Below are 17,506 nucleotides of genomic sequence, written 5' to 3'. Positions count from 1 at the left end.
AGGCGGAACGGGCGGCCGACGCCGCGCGCACGGCGCTCGCGGACGCGCTGCGGACGGTCGTGCGCGGCACGGTCGACACCGCGACGCGACGCCGCGCGGAGTACTCGACCGACGCGTCGAACTACCGCGTCGTGCCCGAGGCCGTGGTCTACCCGCAGGACGCGGACGACGTCGTCGCCGCGCTGGACGTGCTGCGCGAGCTCGAGGTGCCGGTCACGGCGCGCGGGGCGGGGACGTCGGTCGCGGGGAACTCGATCGGGCCGGGCGTGGTCCTGGACTTCACGCGGCACGTGAACCGCGTGCTCGGCGTCGACCCGGAGGCGCGCACGGCGCGCATCGAGCCGGGCGTCGTCATGTCGACGCTCCAGCAGGTGGCGGCGCCGGACGGGCTGCGGTTCGGCCCGGACCCCTCGACGCAGAACCGCGCGACGCTCGGCGGCATGATCGGCAACAACGCGTGCGGGCCGCACGCCGTCGCGTACGGGCGCACGGTCGACAACGTGCTCGCGCTCGACGTCGTCGACGGCCGCGGGCGCCGCTTCACGGCCGGCAAGGGCGACCCGACGTTCGCGGCGGTCCCCGGTCTGGCGGAGCTCGTCCGCGAGAACCTCGCGCTCATCCGCACGGAGTTCGGGCGGTTCGGGCGCCAGGTGTCGGGCTACTCGCTCGAGCACCTGCTGCCGGAGAACGGGTCGGACCTCGCGAAGGCGCTCGTCGGCACCGAGGGCACGCTCGTGACGATCCTCGAGGCCACGGTGCGCCTGGTGCCGGTGCCGTCCAAGCCGACGCTCATCGTGCTGGGCTACCCGGACATGCCGTCCGCGGCCGACGACGTCCCGACCTTCCTCGGCCTCAGCCCCCTCGCGGTCGAGGGCCTCGACGCGCGGCTCGTCGACGTCGTGCGCCGCGCCAAGGGCGACGCGTCCGTGCCGCCGCTGCCGCCGGGCGCCGGCTGGCTCATGGTCGAGGTCGGCGGCGCGACCCCCGAGGAGGCGATGGCGAACGCGGAGGCGATCGTCGCGGCGTCGGGCAGCGAGGCGACGATGATCCTGCCCGCGGGCCCCGAGGCGACCAAGATGTGGCAGATCCGGGCCGACGGCGCAGGGCTCGCCGGGCGCACGCCCGCGGGCGAGCAGGCGTGGCCGGGCTGGGAGGACTCCGCCGTCCCGCCGGAGAAGCTGGGCGACTACCTGCGCGACCTCGACGCGCTCATGGCGCGCTACGGCGTCGACGGCCTGCCGTACGGGCACTTCGGGGACGGGTGCGTGCACCTGCGCATCGACATCCCGCTCGAGGCGTCGGGCTCGGTGCTGCGCACGTTCATGCTGGAGGCGGCCGAGCTCGTCGCGAAGTACGGCGGCTCGCTCTCGGGCGAGCACGGCGACGGCCGCGCACGCTCGGAGCTGCTCCCGGTCATGTACAGCCCCGAGGCGATCGCGCTCATGGAGCGGTTCAAGGCGCTGTTCGACCCGCAGGACGTCATGAACCCGGGCGTCGTGGTGCGCCCGAGCGCCGTCGACGACGACCTGCGCCGCCCGCACGCGCACCCGCTGCTGTCGAAGGTCGGTGCGCCGGGGACGCCCGGGACGAGCACGGCCGCGCCCGCGAAGGTCACGAAGATCTCGCGTCGCGCCGGCTACCAGGGCTTCTCGTTCGCGCACGACCACGGCGACATGACCCAGGCCGTGCACCGGTGCGTCGGCGTCGGCAAGTGCCGCGCCGACACCAGCGCCGCGGGCGGCTTCATGTGCCCGTCGTACCAGGCGACGAAGGACGAGAAGGACGTCACGCGTGCCCGCGCCCGCGTGCTCCAGGAGGCGGTGAACGGCACGCTCGTCGGCGGTCTCGCGGCGCCCGAGGTGCGCGAGTCGCTCGACCTGTGCCTGTCCTGCAAGGCGTGCTCGAGCGACTGCCCCGCGGGCGTCGACATGGCGCAGTACAAGTCCGAGGTGCTGTACCGGACGTACCGCGGCAAGCTGCGCCCCGTCGACCACTACTCGCTCGGCTGGCTCCCGGTCTGGGCGCGCCTCGCGACGGGCATGCCGCGCCTGGCCAACAAGCTGCTCGGGTTCCGGCCGCTCGCGAAGGCGGTCCTGTGGGCGGGCGGCATGGACACGCGCCGCTCCATGACGGAGTTCGCCGAGGTGCCGTTCCGCACGTGGTGGAGGCGCGGCGGCGCGACCCAGGGCGTGCCCGGCCTGCGCATCGGGCAGCAGCCCGGCCGCCCCGTGCGCGACGAGCGCCCGAAGGTCGTCCTGTGGACCGACTCGTTCAGCGACAACATGTCGCCGGGCGTGCCGCAGGCCGCCGTCAAGGTGCTCACCGCGGCGGGGTACGACGTCGTCGTGCCCGACGAGCAGGCGTGCTGCGGCCTCACGTGGATCAGCACGGGCCAGCTCGACGGCGCGCGCAAGCGCCTGGAGAACCTGCTGTCCGTGCTCGGCCCCTACGCCGTGAACGGCATCCCGATCATGGGGCTCGAGCCGTCGTGCACCGCCGTGCTGCGCTCCGACCTCGTGGACCTGTTCCCCGACGACCCGCGCGCCCAGGCGGTCTCCGCCGCGACGCGCACGCTCGCCGAGCTCCTCACCTCGGTCGACACCGCGCCCGGGCGCGAGTCCGGGTGGCGCGTGCCCGACCTCTCGGACGTGACCGCCGTCGTGCAGCCGCACTGCCACCAGCACTCGGTGATGGGCTTCGCCGCCGACGAGCGGCTGCTGCGCGACGCGGGCGCGACCATCAAGGTCCTCGCCGGCTGCTGCGGCCTCGCAGGCAACTTCGGCATGCAGAAGGGCCACTACGAGACGTCGGTCGCCGTCGCGGAGAACGCGCTCCTGCCCGCGCTGCGCGACGCCGCCCCCGGCGACGTGTACCTCGCGGACGGGTTCTCGTGCCGCACGCAGGCCGACGACCTCGCCGGCGTGCAGGGCAAGGCCCTCGTCGAGCTGCTCGCCGAGCGGCTCTGATCGTCGCGGGCGGCCGGCGTGCCCGACGGCGCGCGATCGCCCGGGGCGGCCGTCAGCCGCGCGCGGGGTGCACGTCCGTGATCACGTAGCACTCCTCGTCGTCGATCGCGCGCGGCACCGGGTCGAGCGTGAGCGACGTCGGGTAGCCCAGCTCGTCGTCGAACGCGACGTCGGTGACGTCGTCGTGGCGCTCGTCGACGAGGTCGAGGAACCCGTCGATCGTGCGGCCACCGCTCTCGACGTAGGACTCGGGGGTCGTCTCCAGGTGCGCGAGGCTCGCGGAGACCGCGACCACCTCGCCGGCCGCGACCTCGACGTCGAAGTCCCCGACGAGGTACCGCTCGCCGCACGACGACGTGAGCGTGAACGCGTAGTCGTCGTACCCCGCCGCGGCCCACCGGGCCCGGGCGTCCGCGAGCCCGCCGACCGGTCCCTCGGCGCTCGCGGGCGCGCACCCGGTCACGAGCGGCGCGACGACGAGCCCGCCCAGGGCGAGCGCCGCCGTCGTCCAGGACGGCCGAGCGCGGTGGCGCGAGGTCTTCTTCATGCCCTGCTCGTGTCCCGGCGCGGCCGGGTCTTGCCCTGCGCCGCGCGTTCGCGCACCGAAGTGCGGTCCGGCGACCCCGGCGTGAGCATGGCAAGGGAGCACCACCGCGGGCGGTGCTCCGTCCACGTCGTCGGCGGTGAGGGGCAGGCCATGTACTACTCCAGCGGCAACTACGAGGCGTTCGCGCGGCCGCGCAGGCCGGAGCGGACGGACCGGCTCGGGTCCGTGCACCTGGTGGGAGCGGGCCTCGCGTCGCTCTCCGCGGCGGGCTTCCTCGTCCGCGACGGCCAGGTGCCAGGGGAGAAGATCACCGTCTACGAGCGGCTCAGGCTCCCCGGCGGCGCGCTCGACGGCATCAAGGAGCCGCGGCGCGGGTTCGTGATCCGCGGCGGGCGCGAGCTCGAGGACCACATGGAGTGCCTGTGGGACCTGTTCCGCTCCGTCCCGTCGATCGAGACCGACGGCGTCTCGGTCCTCGACGAGTTCTACTGGCTCAACAAGGACGACCCGAACTTCTCGCTCCAGCGCGTCACCGAGGACCGCGGGAAGGACGCGCACTTCGACAACCTGTTCCGCCTCGACGAGAAGGCGCAGAAGGAGATCACGAAGATCTTCCTCGCGCGCCGCGAGGACATGGAGGGCAAGTCGATCGAGGACGTCATGTCGCGGCACTTCCTCGACAGCCAGTTCTGGCTCTACTGGCGCACGATGTTCGCGTTCCAGGAATGGCACAGCGCGCTCGAGTTCAAGCTCTACCTGCACCGGTTCATCCACCACGTCGGCGGCCTGCCCGACCTCTCGGCGCTGAAGTTCACCAAGTACAACCAGTACGAGTCGATGGTGCTGCCGCTCACGCGCTGGCTCATGGACCAGGGCGTGACGTTCCGGTTCCACGTCGAGGTCACCGACGTCGACTTCGACCTCGCCCCGGACCGCAAGGTCGCCACGCGGCTGCACCTGCTGGACCACGCGGCGGCCCACGAGTCCGGTGAGGCGGCTGTCGAGCGGACGATCGACCTCGGCGAGGACGACCTCGTCATCGCGACCATCGGCTCGCTCACGGAGAACTCCGACAACGGCGACCAGCACACGCCCGCGCGCCTCGACACGGGGCCCGCGCCCGCGTGGGACCTGTGGCGGCGCGTCGCCGCCAAGGACCCGTCGTTCGGTCGGCCCGACGTCTTCAGCACCGACATCCCGCTCACCAAGTGGCAGTCCGCGACCGTCACGACGCTCGACCGGCGCATCCCCGAGCACATCGAGCGCATCTGCAAGCGTGACCCGTTCAGCGGGAAGGTCGTCACGGGCGGCATCGTCACCGCGCGCGACTCGGCGTGGCTGATGAGCTGGACCGTCAACCGGCAGCCGCACTTCAAGGCGCAGTCGCCCGACGAGATCGTCGTGTGGGTCTACGGGCTGTTCGTGGACACCCCGGGCGACTACGTGAAGAAGTCGCTCCAGGAGTGCACGGGCGAGGAGATCACGCAGGAGTGGCTGTACCACCTCGGCGTGCCGGAGGTCGACATCCCGACCCTCGCCGCCGAGGCCGCGAGCTGCGTGCCCGTGATGATGCCGTACGTCACCGCGTTCTTCATGCCCCGGCACGCGGGCGACCGGCCCCAGGTCGTGCCCGACGGCGCCCGCAACTTCGCGTTCATCGGCCAGTTCGCCGAGACGACCCGGGACACGATCTTCACCACCGAGTACTCCGTGCGCACCGGCATGGAGGCGGCCTACCAGCTGCTCGACCTGGAGCGCGGCGTGCCCGAGGTCTTCAACAGCACCTACGACGTCCGCAAGCTGCTCGCCGCCGTGAGCGCCCTGCGCGACGGCGAGGAGCTCGACATCCCCGGGCCGCGGATCCTGCGCGACCGGCTCCAGAAGAAGGTGGACGCCACCGAGATCGGCGAGCTGCTCGCCGAGTTCAGCCTCCTGTCCCACGACGAGTAGCGGCGCGCACCGCGTCGGCCAGGCGGGCGACGGCCTCGCCGACGCGGGCGTCGGCGAGGTTGCCGTACCCGAGCACGAGGGTCGTCGACCGGTCGGCGGGACGGACCTGGTAGCGGCGCAGGTCGACGACGGTCACCTCGCGCCGCGCGGCCTCGCGCACGACGTGCGCGGCGTCGGGCGCGGGGTCGTCCGGCGAGCCCGGCAGGGACAGCAGCGCGTGCATCCCCGCCGCGATGCCGCTCACCGCGGCGCCGGGCAGCTCGCGGGCGAGGGCGTCGAGCACGGCGTCGCGACGGCGCCGGTAGCGGCCGCGCGCGGCGCGCAGGTGCCGGTCGTAGCCGCCGGACGCGACGAGGCGCGCGAACGTGAGCTGGTCGACGGTGGACGGGGCGGCCGTCGGCCCGTGCGGGGCGGCCGCACGTGCGACGGACTCGCGCCAGCGCGCGGGCACGACCATCCACCCGACGCCGAACGCGGGGCTCATCGTCTTGCTCACCGAGCCGAGCAGCACGACGCGGTCGGGGTCGAGCTGCTGGAGCGCCGCGACAGGCCGGCGGTCGTAGCGGAACTCGGCGTCGTAGTCGTCCTCGACCACGACGCCGTCGACGTCCCTCGCCCAGGCGAGGACGGCCTCGCGCCGCTCGGGCGCGAGCGCGGAGCCGGTGGGGAACTGGTGCGCGGGCGTGAGGAGCGCGGCCCGCGCGCCCGTCCGTCGGGACGCGTCGACGAGCGCGCCGACGTCCGCGCCCCCGGCGTCCACGGGGACCGGGACGGGAGCGAGACCGGCCCGCGCTGCGACGTCGCGCAGCACCGACCAGCTCGGGTCCTCGACGAGCAGGTGCGTGTGACCCGCCTCGACGAGCGCGGCGGCGACGCGCGCGATGCCGTCGGTCGCTCCGCGCGTGAGCACGACGGCGTCGTCCGGCCCGGTGACGACGCGCGCCCGGCGCAGGTGGCCGGCGACGACGGCGCGCGCGTGCGGGTGCCCGGCGGGGGAGGGCTGCCCGAGGTCGTCGTTCGACGCCGTCCCGCCGGACGTGCCGAGCGCCTCGCGTGCCGCGCGGAGCCACGCGTCGCGCGGGACGTGCCTGAGGTCGGGGACGCCCGGCGCGAGGTCGAACCGGGCGCGCGCGGCGTGGGTCCTGCCGGTGTCGGTCCGCCCGGCGTCCACGACGGCGCGCGCGGGTCTACCATCCGCCGCTCGTTCCTCGCGGCTCCCGCCAGGCCCGCCACGACCCGCGCGCACCGTCGTTCCCGCCGGGCTCGTGGGCCGCTCGCCCAGCGCACTCGTTCCCCGAGGGCTCGTCGATCGGGCGCCGGCTGCGGCGGAGACGCGGGTCGCGGAGCCGGTGCGCGCCTCGAGGAAGCCTTCGGCGACGAGCTGGCCGTACGCCTCCGTGACGACCCACCGCGACACCCCGAGCGACTCGGCGAGCTGTCGGCTCGGCGGCAGCGCCGCGCCGACGGGGACGCGGCCGGCGTGCACGGCGTCGCGGACCGCGCGCTCGAGCCGCTCGACGCGCGACCCCGGCCCCGCGCCCAGGTCGAGCAGGGCCTCCCAGGCGAGCTCCGCCGTCGTCCCCGGAGGAGCCGCTCGGGGGGAATTGGTCTGGTTCGCGGCCATGGCATCGGACCGTACACCCGTGCCGATGCCTCTCTAGCGTGGAGCACGTCACCGAGACCACTGTCCGCCACGGACCGCTCGGACCACCGACAGACCCAGGGAGACCACCATGCGGTACCGCACCATCGGCGACGGGCACACCTCCTTCGAGGTGTCGACCCTGTGCCTCGGCACGATGAACATGGGCACGCTCGTCGACGAGGACACCTCGTTCGCGATCCTCGACCGCTACCGCGAGGCGGGCGGCACGTTCCTCGACACCGCGAACAACTACAGCTTCTGGGCCGACGGCCACGGCCGCGACAGCGAGGACCTGCTCGGCCGCTGGCTCGCGAGCCGCGGTGCGCGCGACGAGGTCCGGATCGCGACGAAGCTCGGCGCGGCCAAGAAGGACCCGGCCCTGCCGCTGCAGAACGTCGAGCCGACGAACTTCCAGGGGCTCGGCGCCGACGTCGTCGCGGACGAGGCGCACGAGAGCCTGCGCCACCTCGGGGTCGACCACCTGGACGTCCTGTACGGGCACGTCGACGACCACGGGACGCCGCTCGCCGAGACCGTCGGCGCGTTCGGCAAGCTCCAGGCGGAGGGCGTCGTCGGCATCACGGGCATCTCGAACGTCGCGCTGTGGCGCGTCGTCGAGGCGCGCGAGGAGGCGCTGCGCCAGGGCGTCGCGCCCTACGGGCTCGTCCAGCAGAACTTCACCTACGCCTACCCGACGCCCGAGCCCGGGCGGCACAACTGGGCGTCGTACGAGCTGCTCGACTACGCGGCGTCCACGGGCGTCGACGGTCGCCCGCCGCTCGCCGTCACGGCCTACTCGCCGATCCTCCAGGGCGCGTACGTGCGCCGGGACAAGCCGTTGTGGGACGGGTTCGACCACCCGACCACGCGCGAGCGCGTCCGCCTCCTGCACGAGGTCGCGGGCGAGCTCGGCGCGACGCCGAACCAGGTCGCGCTCGCGTGGCTCCTCGGGGGCGAGCACGCGGTGATCCCCGTGATCGGGCCCAGCACCGTCGAGCAGCTCGACGACCTCCTCGGCGCGGCCGACCTCGAGCTCGACCCCGAGCTGCGCGCACGCCTCGACGCGGCCTGAGGCGGCCGAGCGGCCCGGTCCGGCGCACCCACGCCGGGCCGGGCTGCCACGATGGGCCGATGCCCACCACGCTCGTCGAGCGCACCCGGCCGGACGACTGGCGCGACCTGCGGGACGTCCGCCTGCGGGCGCTCGCGGACGCGCCGTCCGCGTTCGGCTCGACCCTCGCGCGCGAGGTCGCCTTCCCCGACGAGGTGTGGCGAGAGCGCGCGGCGCAGGGCCGCACGCTCCTGGCGCGGACGACGCTCGACGGCGGCCCACCTGGCGACCGCGGCCAGTCCGACGACGGCGCCCCGCCCGGGAGCGGCCGGTCGCCCGGTCCCGTGGTCGGGGTCGCGGCCGTCGTCCCCTCGCCCGACGACCCGACCGTGGCCGAGCTCGTGTCCGTGTGGGTCGAGCCCGGCGCGCGCGGGAGCGGCGTCGCGGTGACGCTCCTGGAGCACGCTCACGCGCTCGCCGCCGAGCTCGGCGCGCGCACGCTCTCGCTCTGGGTCACCGCCACCAACGCTCCCGCGCTCCGTCTCTACGAGCGCGCGGGCTTCGCGCCGACCGGTGAGACCCAGCCCCTCCCGAGCGATCCCCGCCTCGTCGAGCTGCGGATGGCGCGGCGCGTCGCCGGGTAGGGTGCGGGGACCTGATCCCGGACCGTGCCGAGGGGGCCACGTGGAGTTCCAGGACGTCGTCCGACGCCGGCGCATGGTGCGCCGGTTCACCGACGAGCCGGTCGACCCGGACGCCGTCGACCGCCTCGTGCGCAACGCCGTCCGCGCACCGAGCGCGGGGTTCGCGCAGGGGTGGTCGTTCCTCGTGCTCACGGAGCCCGACGACGTCGCGCGCTTCTGGGCCGCGACCTCGCCCGAGCAGCCCGAGCGGAGCATGAGCACGTGGCTCGCCGGGATGCGCACGGCGCCCGTGCTCGTCGTGGTCCTCACGTCGAAGGACGTCTACCTCGACCGGTACGCCGAGGACGACAAGGGCTGGGCGGACCGCGACGAGAACCGCTGGGCCGTGCCGTACTGGCACGTCGACGCCGGGATGGCGGCGCTGCTCATGCTCCAGACCGCCGTCGACGACGGGCTCGGCGCGTGCTTCTTCGGCGTCGCGCCGGGCGAGGTCGGGCGGCTGCGCGCGGCGTTCGGGATCCCCGACGCGTACGCACCGACCGGGGTGGTCGCCGTCGGGCACCCCGCCGACCGGGCGGCCACGGGCTCGCCGCGCCGTCGTGCGCGCAAGCCGCTCGACGACGTCGTGCACCGCGGCCGCTGGGGTGGCCGGTCGTCACCGCGGTGACGACCGCCGTCAGGCGTCGTGGTCGCGCAGCGCCGGGACGTGCAGCCCGACGGCGGCCCGCACGTGCGGGGGCAGCTCGCCCCAGTCGTCCACGGTGTCCAGGTCGACGGCGGTCCCGGGCCGCCGCACGACGACGGCCTGCAGCCCCAGCCGCTCGGCCTCCGCGACGTGCGCCGCGCGGCTGCCCGGCCCGAACCGGAACCGGAACCCCGCACCGCCGGGACCGCCGCTCGACGGCGCGGAGGCCGGGGGGTCGAGGACGAGCAGGTTCGTGCCGGACCCGAGCCGGTCCGTCGCGACGACGACGGGGGCGTCCTCGGCGAGGAGCGCCGCGACGTCCGCGGTCGTGAGCGCGGGGAGGTCGGCGTGCGCCACGAGGAGCCGCGCCGGACCGTGCTCCGCCGCCGTGCCCGACGTCGTGCCCTCCTCCGGCTCCGACGCCGCGATCTCGCGCCCGACGTCCACCGCGGCGTCCAGGCCCGGCCGGTCCGCGGGCTGGAGCACGATGCGCAGGCGGTCCGCGTCGGCGGTGAGCAGGGGCAGACCCTCGCCGCCGTCCGTCGCCGCGGCGGCGCCGTCGACCACGACGTCCCGCAGCGCGCGCCACGTGAACCGCGGGTCCGACGTCACGACGACCACGCGCTCCACGTCCTCGCTCGCGAGCAGCGTGCCCACGACGTGCCGCGCGAGCACGGCGACCAGCCGGCTGCGCGACGCCGGGTCGAGCACGTGCGCGAGGCGCGACTTCCCCGACGAGCCGTCGCGCAGCGGCACCACGGCGACCACGCGCCCCGGGCGGGCATCCGCACCCGGGCGGGCGCCGGCGTCGTGCGGCTCAGCCACGTGCGGGACCCGACAGGAGCGTGCGCGCCAGGCGCTCGCGGCCCTCGGCGCCGCCCATGACCGTGTCCGTCACGACGACGTCCATCCCGAGCGCGCGGACGTCGTCCGCGAGGTGCGCGTCGTGGTCGTCGATCACCATGACGTCCACCAGGCCCACGTACAGGCGTGCGACACCGAGCGCGGAGACCTCGTGCCCGAGCGTCGTGAGGATCTGTGCCGCCGGGCCCTTGAGCGCCCGACCGCCGACGATCGGGCTCACCGCGACGCGCCGTGCCGACGTCCCGGCGAGCGCCTCCCGCACGCCCGCGACGCCCAGCACCGGCTCCACCGACAGGAACGGGTTCGACGGCGCGACCACGACGACGTCGGCTCCGGTGACCGCGTCGAGCACGCCGGGCGCCGGGCGCGCGGCGTCGATGCCGTCGTAGACGAGGCCGAGCACGTCGTCCGCGTGCCGACGGCCCACGAAGTACTCCTGGAACCCGAGGCGCCCGGCGGGCGTGTCGACGAGCGTCGCGACGCGGTCGTCGGACACGGGCAGCACGCGCGCCCCGACGCCGAGCGCGGCCGTGAGCTGCGCGGTGACGTCGGACAGCGGCGCGCCCGCCCGCAGCCGGGCCGTCCGCACGACGTGCGTCGCGAGGTCGCGGTCGCCGAGCGTGAACCACGTGTCCTCGCCGAGCCGGCCCATCGCCTCCAGGGCCGCGTAGGTCTCCCCGACGACGCCCCAGCCGCGCTCCTCGTCCGCGAGCCCGGCGAGCGTGTACGTCACGGTGTCGAGGTCGGGCGAGATCCACAGCCCGTGCAGCTCGACGTCGTCGGCGACGTTGACGACGACCGTGAGGTCCGTCCCCGCGAGGTCCAGACCGTGCGCGAGGCGGGCCCCGCCGACCCCGCCCGCGAGCACGGTCACGCGGTCGGTGCGGTGTTCTGCTGTCACGACGACGAGCCTACGTCGGAGCGCGGGGCCCTCGGAGAGCCGTCGCGGAGCCCGCGACCGCGGCCCGGGGCGCGCAGCCGTGCCACCATGGCCCCATGGCCGTCTTCGCCTTCTCCGTCGCCCCGCTCGGTGCCGGCGAGTCCGTCGCGGACTCCGTCGCCGAGGCCGTCCGCATCGTCCGCGAGTCGGGCCTGCCGAACCGCACCACGTCGATGTTCACCGAGATCGAGGGCGACTGGGACGTCGTCATGCCCGTGATCCAGCGCGCGACCGAGGCCGTCGGCGCGGGCGGGCACCGCGTGTCGCTCGTCCTCAAGGCCGACCTCCGCCCGGGGCGCACGGGCGAGCTCACGGGCAAGGTCGAGCGCGTCGAGGAGCGGCTCGCGGCCGAGTCGGAGGACACCGGGCACGCCTGACCTGCGGCGTGACGCCCGGGCCGACGGGCAGGGCCGGACGGCCCTTGCGCACCGGTTCGCCCGCTTCGAGGGACTTGACCCGCCCCCGTAGGCTATGGCGCATACGCCCCCGCCCAGGTCGCGTTTCCGCTGCTGCAGGAGAACCCCCGATGCCCCTCTTCGAGGTGGACGCCGAGCGTCCCGTACTGGTCCAGCCGCCCCAGCCGGCAGGAGCCTTCGGGACGGACGCGCAGCGGGTGGTGGACGGCAACCTCGAGGGACTGCTGGGCGAGCAGATCTTCCCGGTCGCGCAGGGCACGTCCGACGACGAGCCGCACCTCCTCGCGCTCGACGCGGCGGGGCTCCCGGTCGTCATCGAGGTCACGGCCGAGCTCACCGAGGAGGCGCTGACCGCGGCGCTCAACCACGCGGGCCGGGCCGGTCGCCTCACGCGCGCCGAGCTCGCCGCGCGCTACACGGGCGGCGCGTCGCGGTTCCAGCAGGACGTCGCCGCGTTCTACGACAACGTGCCCCTCACGCGCTCGCAGGCGACCGCGCGCGCGACCGGAGCACGCCTCATCGTCATCTGCTCGAGCGCGGCGCCCGGCATCCAGGACGCGCTCGACTTCCTGCGCCAGCCCGGCTCTCCGGTCGCGGTGCTGCGCCTCGGCGTGGTCCACGGGGCCGACGGCCGCCGCTTCGTCGACGTGTCCCCGCTCGCGATGACGCGCGACAACCCCGCGCCACCCGCGGCACCCGAGCCCCCGCGGGGCCGTGCCGTCGCCCCCGGTTCCGACTTCGCGGACGGCGTCGCCGTGGGCCGAGCCCTGACCGGCAAGTTTCCCGTGGTGACGCGTCAGGCCGCGAAGTCCCGGGCGGAGCGCCGCCGGGCCGCCGAGCTGGAGCCCCGCACCACCTACGGCGTCGCGCCGTCGTCGGCCGACGAGACGGGCCAGCTCGCCCCGCTCACCGCGGCGGGCGAGCCGCGCCGCGCCGAGCCGCCCGTGCTCGACTTCGTGCCCCTGGACGACCCGCTCACCGCGCCGACCGCGCCCGAGCCCGCGCCCACGGGCTGGGCCGACCGCCGCCCGGTCGAGAGCGCCGACGAGGCTCCGGCCCCGCGCACCTCGATCCTCACGCGCGAGTCGATCCGCACCCGGGAGTCGATCCGGACGCGCGAGTCGTACCTCACGCACGAGTACGGCGACCAGCGCAGCCCCGCGCAGGAGCGCCCCTACGACCCGCTGTCGTACCACCCGCCCGTCGACGTCGGCACCGGGCCGGACCTCCCGTCCACGAGCCGTGACGTCGCGCCGGTGCCGCCCCCGCCCGCGGCCGACCTGCCGCTCGGCCCCGAGGACGACCCGGACCTCGTCGCGCTCGCCCGCGCGTTCGGCGCCCCGCGCCAGCTCGTGTGGTCGCGGCCCCGGCGCGGGCAGCGCTTCGAGGCGGTGCTCCAGCCCGACGGCTTCATCGAGCTGTCCGACGGCGCCCGGTTCCGCCACCCGGACCTCGCCGCGGTCGCGGTCTCCGGCACCCACACCGCCGACGGCTGGAGCGTCTGGCGCCTGGGCACCGACGACGGCCCCACGCTCACCGACGCCTTCCGCGAGCACACCGCCTGAGCCCGCCGAGCGGCCCCGGTCGCGCACCCCGCGCCGGGCCGCGCGCCCGGCGGTGAGAGGCGAGAAGTGGCCCCTGGCAGACCGACGACGGGGGCCACTTCTCGCCTCTCGTCGCGTCGAGCCGAGAACGCACCACGACGACGGGAGGCACGCGTGATCGGGTTCCTGCACACGGCGGAGGTCCACGTCGCGACGTTCGGTGCGCTCGTCGACGAGCTCGCGCCGGGGGAGGGCCACACGCACCGCGTCGACGTGCCCCTGCTCGACGCCGCGCGCGCGGGCGAGCCCGTCGCCGCGCGGGTGCGGTCCCACGTCGAGGCGCTCGCCGCGGCGGGCGCGTCGGTGGTGGTGTGCACGTGCTCGACGCTGGGGCCGGTCGCGGAGAGCGCCGGTCGGGGGGCGGCCGTGGTCCCCGTGGTGCGGGTGGACGCGCCGCTCGCGGCAGAGGCGGTGCGCGACGGCGGCCGGGTCGCCGTCGTCGTCGCGCTCGCCTCCACGCTGGCCCCGACGACGGAGCTCCTCACCGACGCGGCCCGTCGCGCGGGGACGCAGGTCGAGCTGGAGCCGGTCGTCTGCGGCGACGCCTGGGCGGCGTTCGAGACCGGTGACCTCGCGGCGTACCACCGGGCCGTCGCCGACGCGGCGCGGGACGCCGTCGCGCGGTGCGCACCCGAGGTGGTCGTGCTCGCGCAGGCGAGCATGGCGCCCGCCGCCCGGCTGCTCGCCGACCTGCCCGTCCGGGTGCTGACGAGCCCGGGGAGCGCGGTGGCCCGGGCCGTGGAGCTGGCCCGGGCCTGACGCGTGCTCGTGCTCAGTCGGTCGTCCGCACCATGGTCCGGATCCCGACCGCGAGGCCGACGGCGGCCGTCACGACGGCGGCGACCCACCCCCACGCGACGGTGGACGCCGTGAGGTCGCCCGCGAAGAGCGCGCGCTCGGCGTCGACCACGTAGCGCAGCGGGTTGACGTCGGACGCGACCTGCATCCAGCGGGGACCCGTCTCGAGCGGCAGGAGCATGCCGGACAGGATCATGAGCGGGAAGACGAGCGTCTGCTGCACGACCCAGAACATCCAGTCCTGCTTGCGGACGGCGAGCGCGAGCGCGTAGCTGAGCGACCCGATCCCCACGCCGAAGACGGCGAGCAGCACGAGGCCGAGCACGGCTCCGGCGGGGTGCAGCTCGAAGCCGAACGGCAGCATGACGAGCACGACGACGACGGACTGCGCGACGATCGGGACCATCTCCTTGAGCGCGCGCCCGACGAGGAGCGACGCGCGCGACAGCGGCGCGACGAGCATCCGCTCGTGCGCCCCCGTCTGCAGCTCGACGAGGAGGTTCGCGCCCGTCGTGGACGTCCCGAAGAGGGTCGTCATGACGAGGATCGACGGCACGAACCACTGCCAGACGTTCCCGCCGAGGACTTCCTGGCCGGTCGTCGTGCCGCCGAGGGACCCGACGAGGAGCGGGCCGAACAGGGCGAGGAAGACGATCGGCTGGACGAGCCCGAAGAGCACGGAGAACGGGTCGTGCAGCACGGGCCGCAGCTCGCGCACGAGCACGATGCCGGTGTCGCGCGCGAAGGAGGCGAGGCCGCGGCGCGGGGCCTGCGCCCGGCTCGGTGCCGTGCGCGGCGTGGTCGGGGTCGTGGTGACGGTGCTCATGCTGCGGTCCTCTCGGTGGGGTGGGCGTCGGCGCCCGTGATGGCGGCGCCGGCTTCGCGCAGGCTGCGCCCGGTGAGGGCGAGGAAGACGTCGTCGAGCGTGGGCCGGCGCACCTGCGCGGTGTCGACGGCGATCCCGGCGGCGTCCGCGGCGCGCAGCAGCCGGGGCAGGTACGCGTCCCCCCGCTCGGCGCGGACCTCGAGCGCGTGCGCATCGTCGGGCCCGGCATCGGGCCCGGCATCCGGCCCGACGGCGTCCGCGCCCGCGGGCGCTCGGGTCACCTCGCGGAAGCCCTCGACCCGGCGGGCCAGCGCGGTGAGGTGGGCGGCGTCGTCGTGCCCGGGACCGCCCGACGGCGCGAGCGTGACGAGGACGCGGTCCCCGGCGAGCTCGGCCTTGAGGTTCGCGGCCGTGTCGTCGGCGATGACGCGCCCGTGGTCGACGACGACGACGCGCTCGGCCATGGTGTCGGCCTCGTCGAGGTAGTGCGTCGTGAGGACGATCGTCATCGGCTCGCCCGTCGTCGCCCGCGCGCCGTCGCGCATGCGCAGCACGTGCTCCCACAGGTTCGCGCGGTTGTGCGGGTCGAGGCCCGTGGACGGCTCGTCGAGGAAGAGGAGCGACGGCGCGTGCACGAGTCCCATCGCGACGTCGAGCCGACGGCGCTGCCCGCCGGAGAGGTCGGACACCTTGCGGGCGGCGTGCGTCGTGAGCTCGAGCGAGTCGAGCAGCTCGTCGGCGCGTCGCCTGGCGTCCCGGCGGTCCAGGCCGTGGATGCGGCCCTGGCTCGCGAGCTCGTCGACGGCCCGCTGCGCGTGCCCGGCCGCGTTGCCCTGTCCCACGTACCCGATGCGGTGGCGGACGGCGTCGGGCTCGGCCACGACGTCGTGGCCCGCGACGGTGGCGGTGCCCGACGTCGGCCGGGTCAGCGTGGTGAGCATGCGCAGGGTGGTCGTCTTGCCGGCGCCGTTGGGGCCGAGGACGGCGACGAGCTCGCCCGGCGCGACGTCGAGGTCGATGCCCCGCACGGCGTGCACGGTGCGGCTCTCGTCCCGCCCGACGGCGAAGTCCTTGGTCAGTGCTCTGGTCCGGATCACGGTGCTCCTCCTGGGTGCGGTGCGTGCGTCGGGACGACTCTCCTCGGGGTAGCGGACAGGTTCGGTCCTCTACCTCGTGCGACGCTGGGGTCATGCTCGAGACCTCGGGACGACTGCTGCGGCTCCTCTCGTTGCTCCAGGCGCGCCGCGACTGGCCGGGGGCCACGCTCGCGGAGCGGCTGGAGGTCAGCCCGCGCACCGTGCGGCGCGACGTCGACCGGCTGCGCGGGCTGGGCTACCCGGTGCGCGCGACCAAGGGGCCCGACGGCGGGTACCGCCTCGACGCCGGGGCGGACGTGCCACCACTCCTGTTCGACGACGAGCAGGCCGTCGCCGTCGCGGTCGCCCTGCGCACGGGCGCGCTGCCCGGGGTCGAGGACGCGGCCGCCCGGGCCCTCGCGACCATCCGCCAGGTGATGCCCGCGAGGCTGCGGACGCGCATCGACGCCCTGGAGGTGACCGCCGTGCCGGGGCGACGGGAGCAGCAGCTGCCCACCGTGCGCCCGGACGTGCTCGTCGCCGTCGGGACCGCGGCGACCGAACGACGCGTGCTCCGGTTCGACTACGACGGCGGCACCGGAGAGGTGCTGCGCGCGCCGGGCGCACCGGAGGACGCGGCCTTCCGCGCCCCGCGGCGCGCGGAGCCCCACCACCTCGCCACGTGGGGCGGCCGGTGGTACGTCGTCGCGTGGGACCTCGACCGGGACGACTGGCGCACGTTCCGCGTCGACCGCATGGTCCCGCGCGAGGGCACGGGGGCACGCTTCTCACCGCGCGCGCTGCCGGCGCCCGACGTCGCGACGTTCGTCGTGGAGCGGTTCGCCACCACCAGCTACCCGGTGCGCGGCACCGTCGAGCTCCACGCGGACGCCGCGACCGTGGCGCGCTGGGCGGGCGCGGACGCGGTCGTCGAACCGGCGGGGGAGGAGCGCTGCCACCTGACGACGGGATCCTGGTCGTGGGGCGGTCTCGCGGCTCGATGCGCGATGTTCGACGTGCCGTTCGACGTCGTCGGGCCTCCCGAGCTGCGCGACGCCGTCCGGGTCCTGGGAGAGCGCGCGCGTGCCGCGGCGCTGGGTGAGCCGGGTCACGAGGGAGCGAGTTGACCTCCTGGCCCGCGACCCCGTAATGTTCTCGAGGTCGCCCGGCAGGGAGGAACAGACACCACGGCACAGCTCCTCGGAGCAGATGCGAAGTGGCTGGTCCCCCGGGCGAAACTCCCACCAGATTTCTCGGAGCACAGTGCTGCGCCGTGAGTGCGGTGGGGGTGTCTGGATCAGGTACATTTCTGAACGGAAATCCGGTTTTCACCGGTCCGGGACGAACGGCCGGGTCTGGTAGGATTCAGAACGAAGGAAGCGCCCCGCGCAAGGGCCTCGGGAACGAGGTCGGAGGCGGTGTGTGTCGGTTGTTTGAGAACTCAACAGTGTGCTTGTTAGTCAATGCCAAATTTTTTGTCCCTGTGGCATGGCT

General features: G+C 75.1%; 15 protein-coding genes. 9 read left to right on the top strand and 6 right to left on the bottom strand.

The genetic code is table 11. The features are described 5' to 3' along the window. Nucleotides 1-47 precede the first annotated feature (47 nt). Nucleotides 48-2,966 (top strand): FAD-binding and (Fe-S)-binding domain-containing protein, encoded by a 2,919-nt coding sequence (locus tag AC3WT4_RS18490; RefSeq protein ID WP_492316195.1) that lies wholly within the window; start codon nucleotides 48-50, stop codon nucleotides 2,964-2,966. A 52-nt stretch (nucleotides 2,967-3,018) separates the two neighbouring features. Here AC3WT4_RS18490 and AC3WT4_RS18485 read toward each other — a convergent pair whose 3' ends face one another. Beyond that, nucleotides 3,019-3,513: a DUF6174 domain-containing protein gene (locus AC3WT4_RS18485; RefSeq protein WP_492316168.1), complete on the bottom strand. Its 495-nt coding sequence runs from the start codon at nucleotides 3,511-3,513 to the stop codon at nucleotides 3,019-3,021. Between the two features lie 150 nt (nucleotides 3,514-3,663). Between AC3WT4_RS18485 and AC3WT4_RS18480 the strand changes: the two genes are divergently transcribed. After that, nucleotides 3,664-5,463, top strand: a complete 1,800-nt coding sequence (locus tag AC3WT4_RS18480; protein WP_492316167.1) for an oleate hydratase — start codon at nucleotides 3,664-3,666, stop codon at nucleotides 5,461-5,463. On the opposite strand, the gene pdxR is transcribed toward AC3WT4_RS18480, so the two are convergent. Beyond that, nucleotides 5,438-7,087 (bottom strand): MocR-like pyridoxine biosynthesis transcription factor PdxR, encoded by a 1,650-nt coding sequence (gene pdxR / locus AC3WT4_RS18475; RefSeq protein ID WP_492316166.1) that lies wholly within the window; start codon nucleotides 7,085-7,087, stop codon nucleotides 5,438-5,440. The genes AC3WT4_RS18480 and pdxR overlap by 26 nt on opposite strands. A gap of 109 nt (nucleotides 7,088-7,196) precedes the next feature. Here pdxR and AC3WT4_RS18470 point away from each other — a divergent pair, with 109 nt between their 5' ends. Genes AC3WT4_RS18470 through AC3WT4_RS18460 form a run of 3 tightly spaced genes read left to right on the top strand, consistent with a single transcriptional unit; the run spans nucleotide 7,197 to nucleotide 9,470 of the window. Beyond that, the gene (locus tag AC3WT4_RS18470) at nucleotides 7,197-8,180 is read left to right on the top strand and encodes an aldo/keto reductase (protein WP_108049031.1); all 984 of its coding nucleotides are present in this window, start codon (nucleotides 7,197-7,199) and stop codon (nucleotides 8,178-8,180) included. A 59-nt stretch (nucleotides 8,181-8,239) separates the two neighbouring features. Beyond that, the gene (locus tag AC3WT4_RS18465) at nucleotides 8,240-8,803 is read left to right on the top strand and encodes a GNAT family N-acetyltransferase (protein WP_492316165.1); all 564 of its coding nucleotides are present in this window, start codon (nucleotides 8,240-8,242) and stop codon (nucleotides 8,801-8,803) included. A gap of 40 nt (nucleotides 8,804-8,843) precedes the next feature. After that, nucleotides 8,844-9,470, top strand: a complete 627-nt coding sequence (locus tag AC3WT4_RS18460; protein WP_074802875.1) for a nitroreductase family protein — start codon at nucleotides 8,844-8,846, stop codon at nucleotides 9,468-9,470. 9 nt (nucleotides 9,471-9,479) lie between these two features. Here AC3WT4_RS18460 and cofC read toward each other — a convergent pair whose 3' ends face one another. Both cofC and cofD read right to left on the bottom strand, forming a co-directional pair. Then, complete coding sequence (gene cofC / locus AC3WT4_RS18455) at nucleotides 9,480-10,313, bottom strand: 2-phospho-L-lactate guanylyltransferase (protein WP_492316164.1); 834 nt, start codon at nucleotides 10,311-10,313, stop codon at nucleotides 9,480-9,482. After that, nucleotides 10,306-11,253, bottom strand: coding sequence for a 2-phospho-L-lactate transferase (gene cofD, locus AC3WT4_RS18450; RefSeq protein WP_257419330.1), 948 nt, complete (start codon nucleotides 11,251-11,253; stop codon nucleotides 10,306-10,308). Before cofD ends, cofC begins: the two co-directional genes overlap by 8 nt. 95 nt (nucleotides 11,254-11,348) lie before the next feature. Here cofD and AC3WT4_RS18445 point away from each other — a divergent pair, with 95 nt between their 5' ends. The 3 genes from AC3WT4_RS18445 (at nucleotide 11,349) to AC3WT4_RS18435 (ending at nucleotide 14,071) form a co-directional block, all read left to right on the top strand. Continuing rightward, nucleotides 11,349-11,669: an MTH1187 family thiamine-binding protein gene (locus AC3WT4_RS18445; RefSeq protein ID WP_074802867.1), complete on the top strand. Its 321-nt coding sequence runs from the start codon at nucleotides 11,349-11,351 to the stop codon at nucleotides 11,667-11,669. Between the two features lie 149 nt (nucleotides 11,670-11,818). Further along, a complete protein-coding gene (locus AC3WT4_RS18440; protein WP_074802864.1) occupies nucleotides 11,819-13,273 on the top strand; it encodes a restriction system modified-DNA reader domain-containing protein in 1,455 nt (484 codons plus the stop codon). 153 nt (nucleotides 13,274-13,426) lie between these two features. Further along, complete coding sequence (locus AC3WT4_RS18435) at nucleotides 13,427-14,071, top strand: aspartate/glutamate racemase family protein (RefSeq protein WP_492316163.1); 645 nt, start codon at nucleotides 13,427-13,429, stop codon at nucleotides 14,069-14,071. A 13-nt stretch (nucleotides 14,072-14,084) separates the two neighbouring features. Here the strand turns inward: AC3WT4_RS18435 and AC3WT4_RS18430 are convergent, their stop codons facing one another. After that, a complete protein-coding gene (locus AC3WT4_RS18430) occupies nucleotides 14,085-14,936 on the bottom strand; it encodes an ABC transporter permease (RefSeq protein WP_492316162.1) in 852 nt (283 codons plus the stop codon). Continuing rightward, on the bottom strand, nucleotides 14,933-16,033 hold the full coding sequence (locus AC3WT4_RS18425; RefSeq protein ID WP_492316161.1) for an ATP-binding cassette domain-containing protein: 1,101 nt from the start codon (nucleotides 16,031-16,033) through the stop codon (nucleotides 14,933-14,935). Before AC3WT4_RS18425 ends, AC3WT4_RS18430 begins: the two co-directional genes overlap by 4 nt. Nucleotides 16,034-16,125: 92 nt before the next feature. Between AC3WT4_RS18425 and AC3WT4_RS18420 the strand changes: the two genes are divergently transcribed. Then, nucleotides 16,126-17,139: a helix-turn-helix transcriptional regulator gene (locus tag AC3WT4_RS18420; protein ID WP_492316160.1), complete on the top strand. Its 1,014-nt coding sequence runs from the start codon at nucleotides 16,126-16,128 to the stop codon at nucleotides 17,137-17,139. Nucleotides 17,140-17,506 lie beyond the last annotated feature (367 nt).

The sequence above is a fragment of the Cellulosimicrobium sp. EB106-03-01-XG111 genome, assembly GCF_058792115.1.
The sequence above is the reverse complement of the archived record's forward strand: the minus strand, read 5'-3'. Positions and strand labels throughout refer to the sequence as shown.

Excerpts from the sequence above, each read along its gene's own strand:
- AC3WT4_RS18485 (WP_492316168.1), bottom strand. The coding sequence starts at position 3,513 with ATGAAGAAGACCTCGCGCCACCGCGCTCGGCCGTCCTGGACGACGGCG.
- AC3WT4_RS18480 (WP_492316167.1), top strand. The coding sequence starts at position 3,664 with ATGTACTACTCCAGCGGCAACTACGAGGCGTTCGCGCGGCCGCGCAGG.
- pdxR (WP_492316166.1), bottom strand. The coding sequence starts at position 7,087 with ATGGCCGCGAACCAGACCAATTCCCCCCGAGCGGCTCCTCCGGGGACG.
- AC3WT4_RS18470 (WP_108049031.1), top strand. The coding sequence starts at position 7,197 with ATGCGGTACCGCACCATCGGCGACGGGCACACCTCCTTCGAGGTGTCG.
- AC3WT4_RS18465 (WP_492316165.1), top strand. The coding sequence starts at position 8,240 with ATGCCCACCACGCTCGTCGAGCGCACCCGGCCGGACGACTGGCGCGAC.
- AC3WT4_RS18445 (WP_074802867.1), top strand. The coding sequence starts at position 11,349 with ATGGCCGTCTTCGCCTTCTCCGTCGCCCCGCTCGGTGCCGGCGAGTCC.
- AC3WT4_RS18440 (WP_074802864.1), top strand. The coding sequence starts at position 11,819 with ATGCCCCTCTTCGAGGTGGACGCCGAGCGTCCCGTACTGGTCCAGCCG.
- AC3WT4_RS18430 (WP_492316162.1), bottom strand. The coding sequence starts at position 14,936 with ATGAGCACCGTCACCACGACCCCGACCACGCCGCGCACGGCACCGAGC.
- AC3WT4_RS18420 (WP_492316160.1), top strand. The coding sequence starts at position 16,126 with ATGCTCGAGACCTCGGGACGACTGCTGCGGCTCCTCTCGTTGCTCCAG.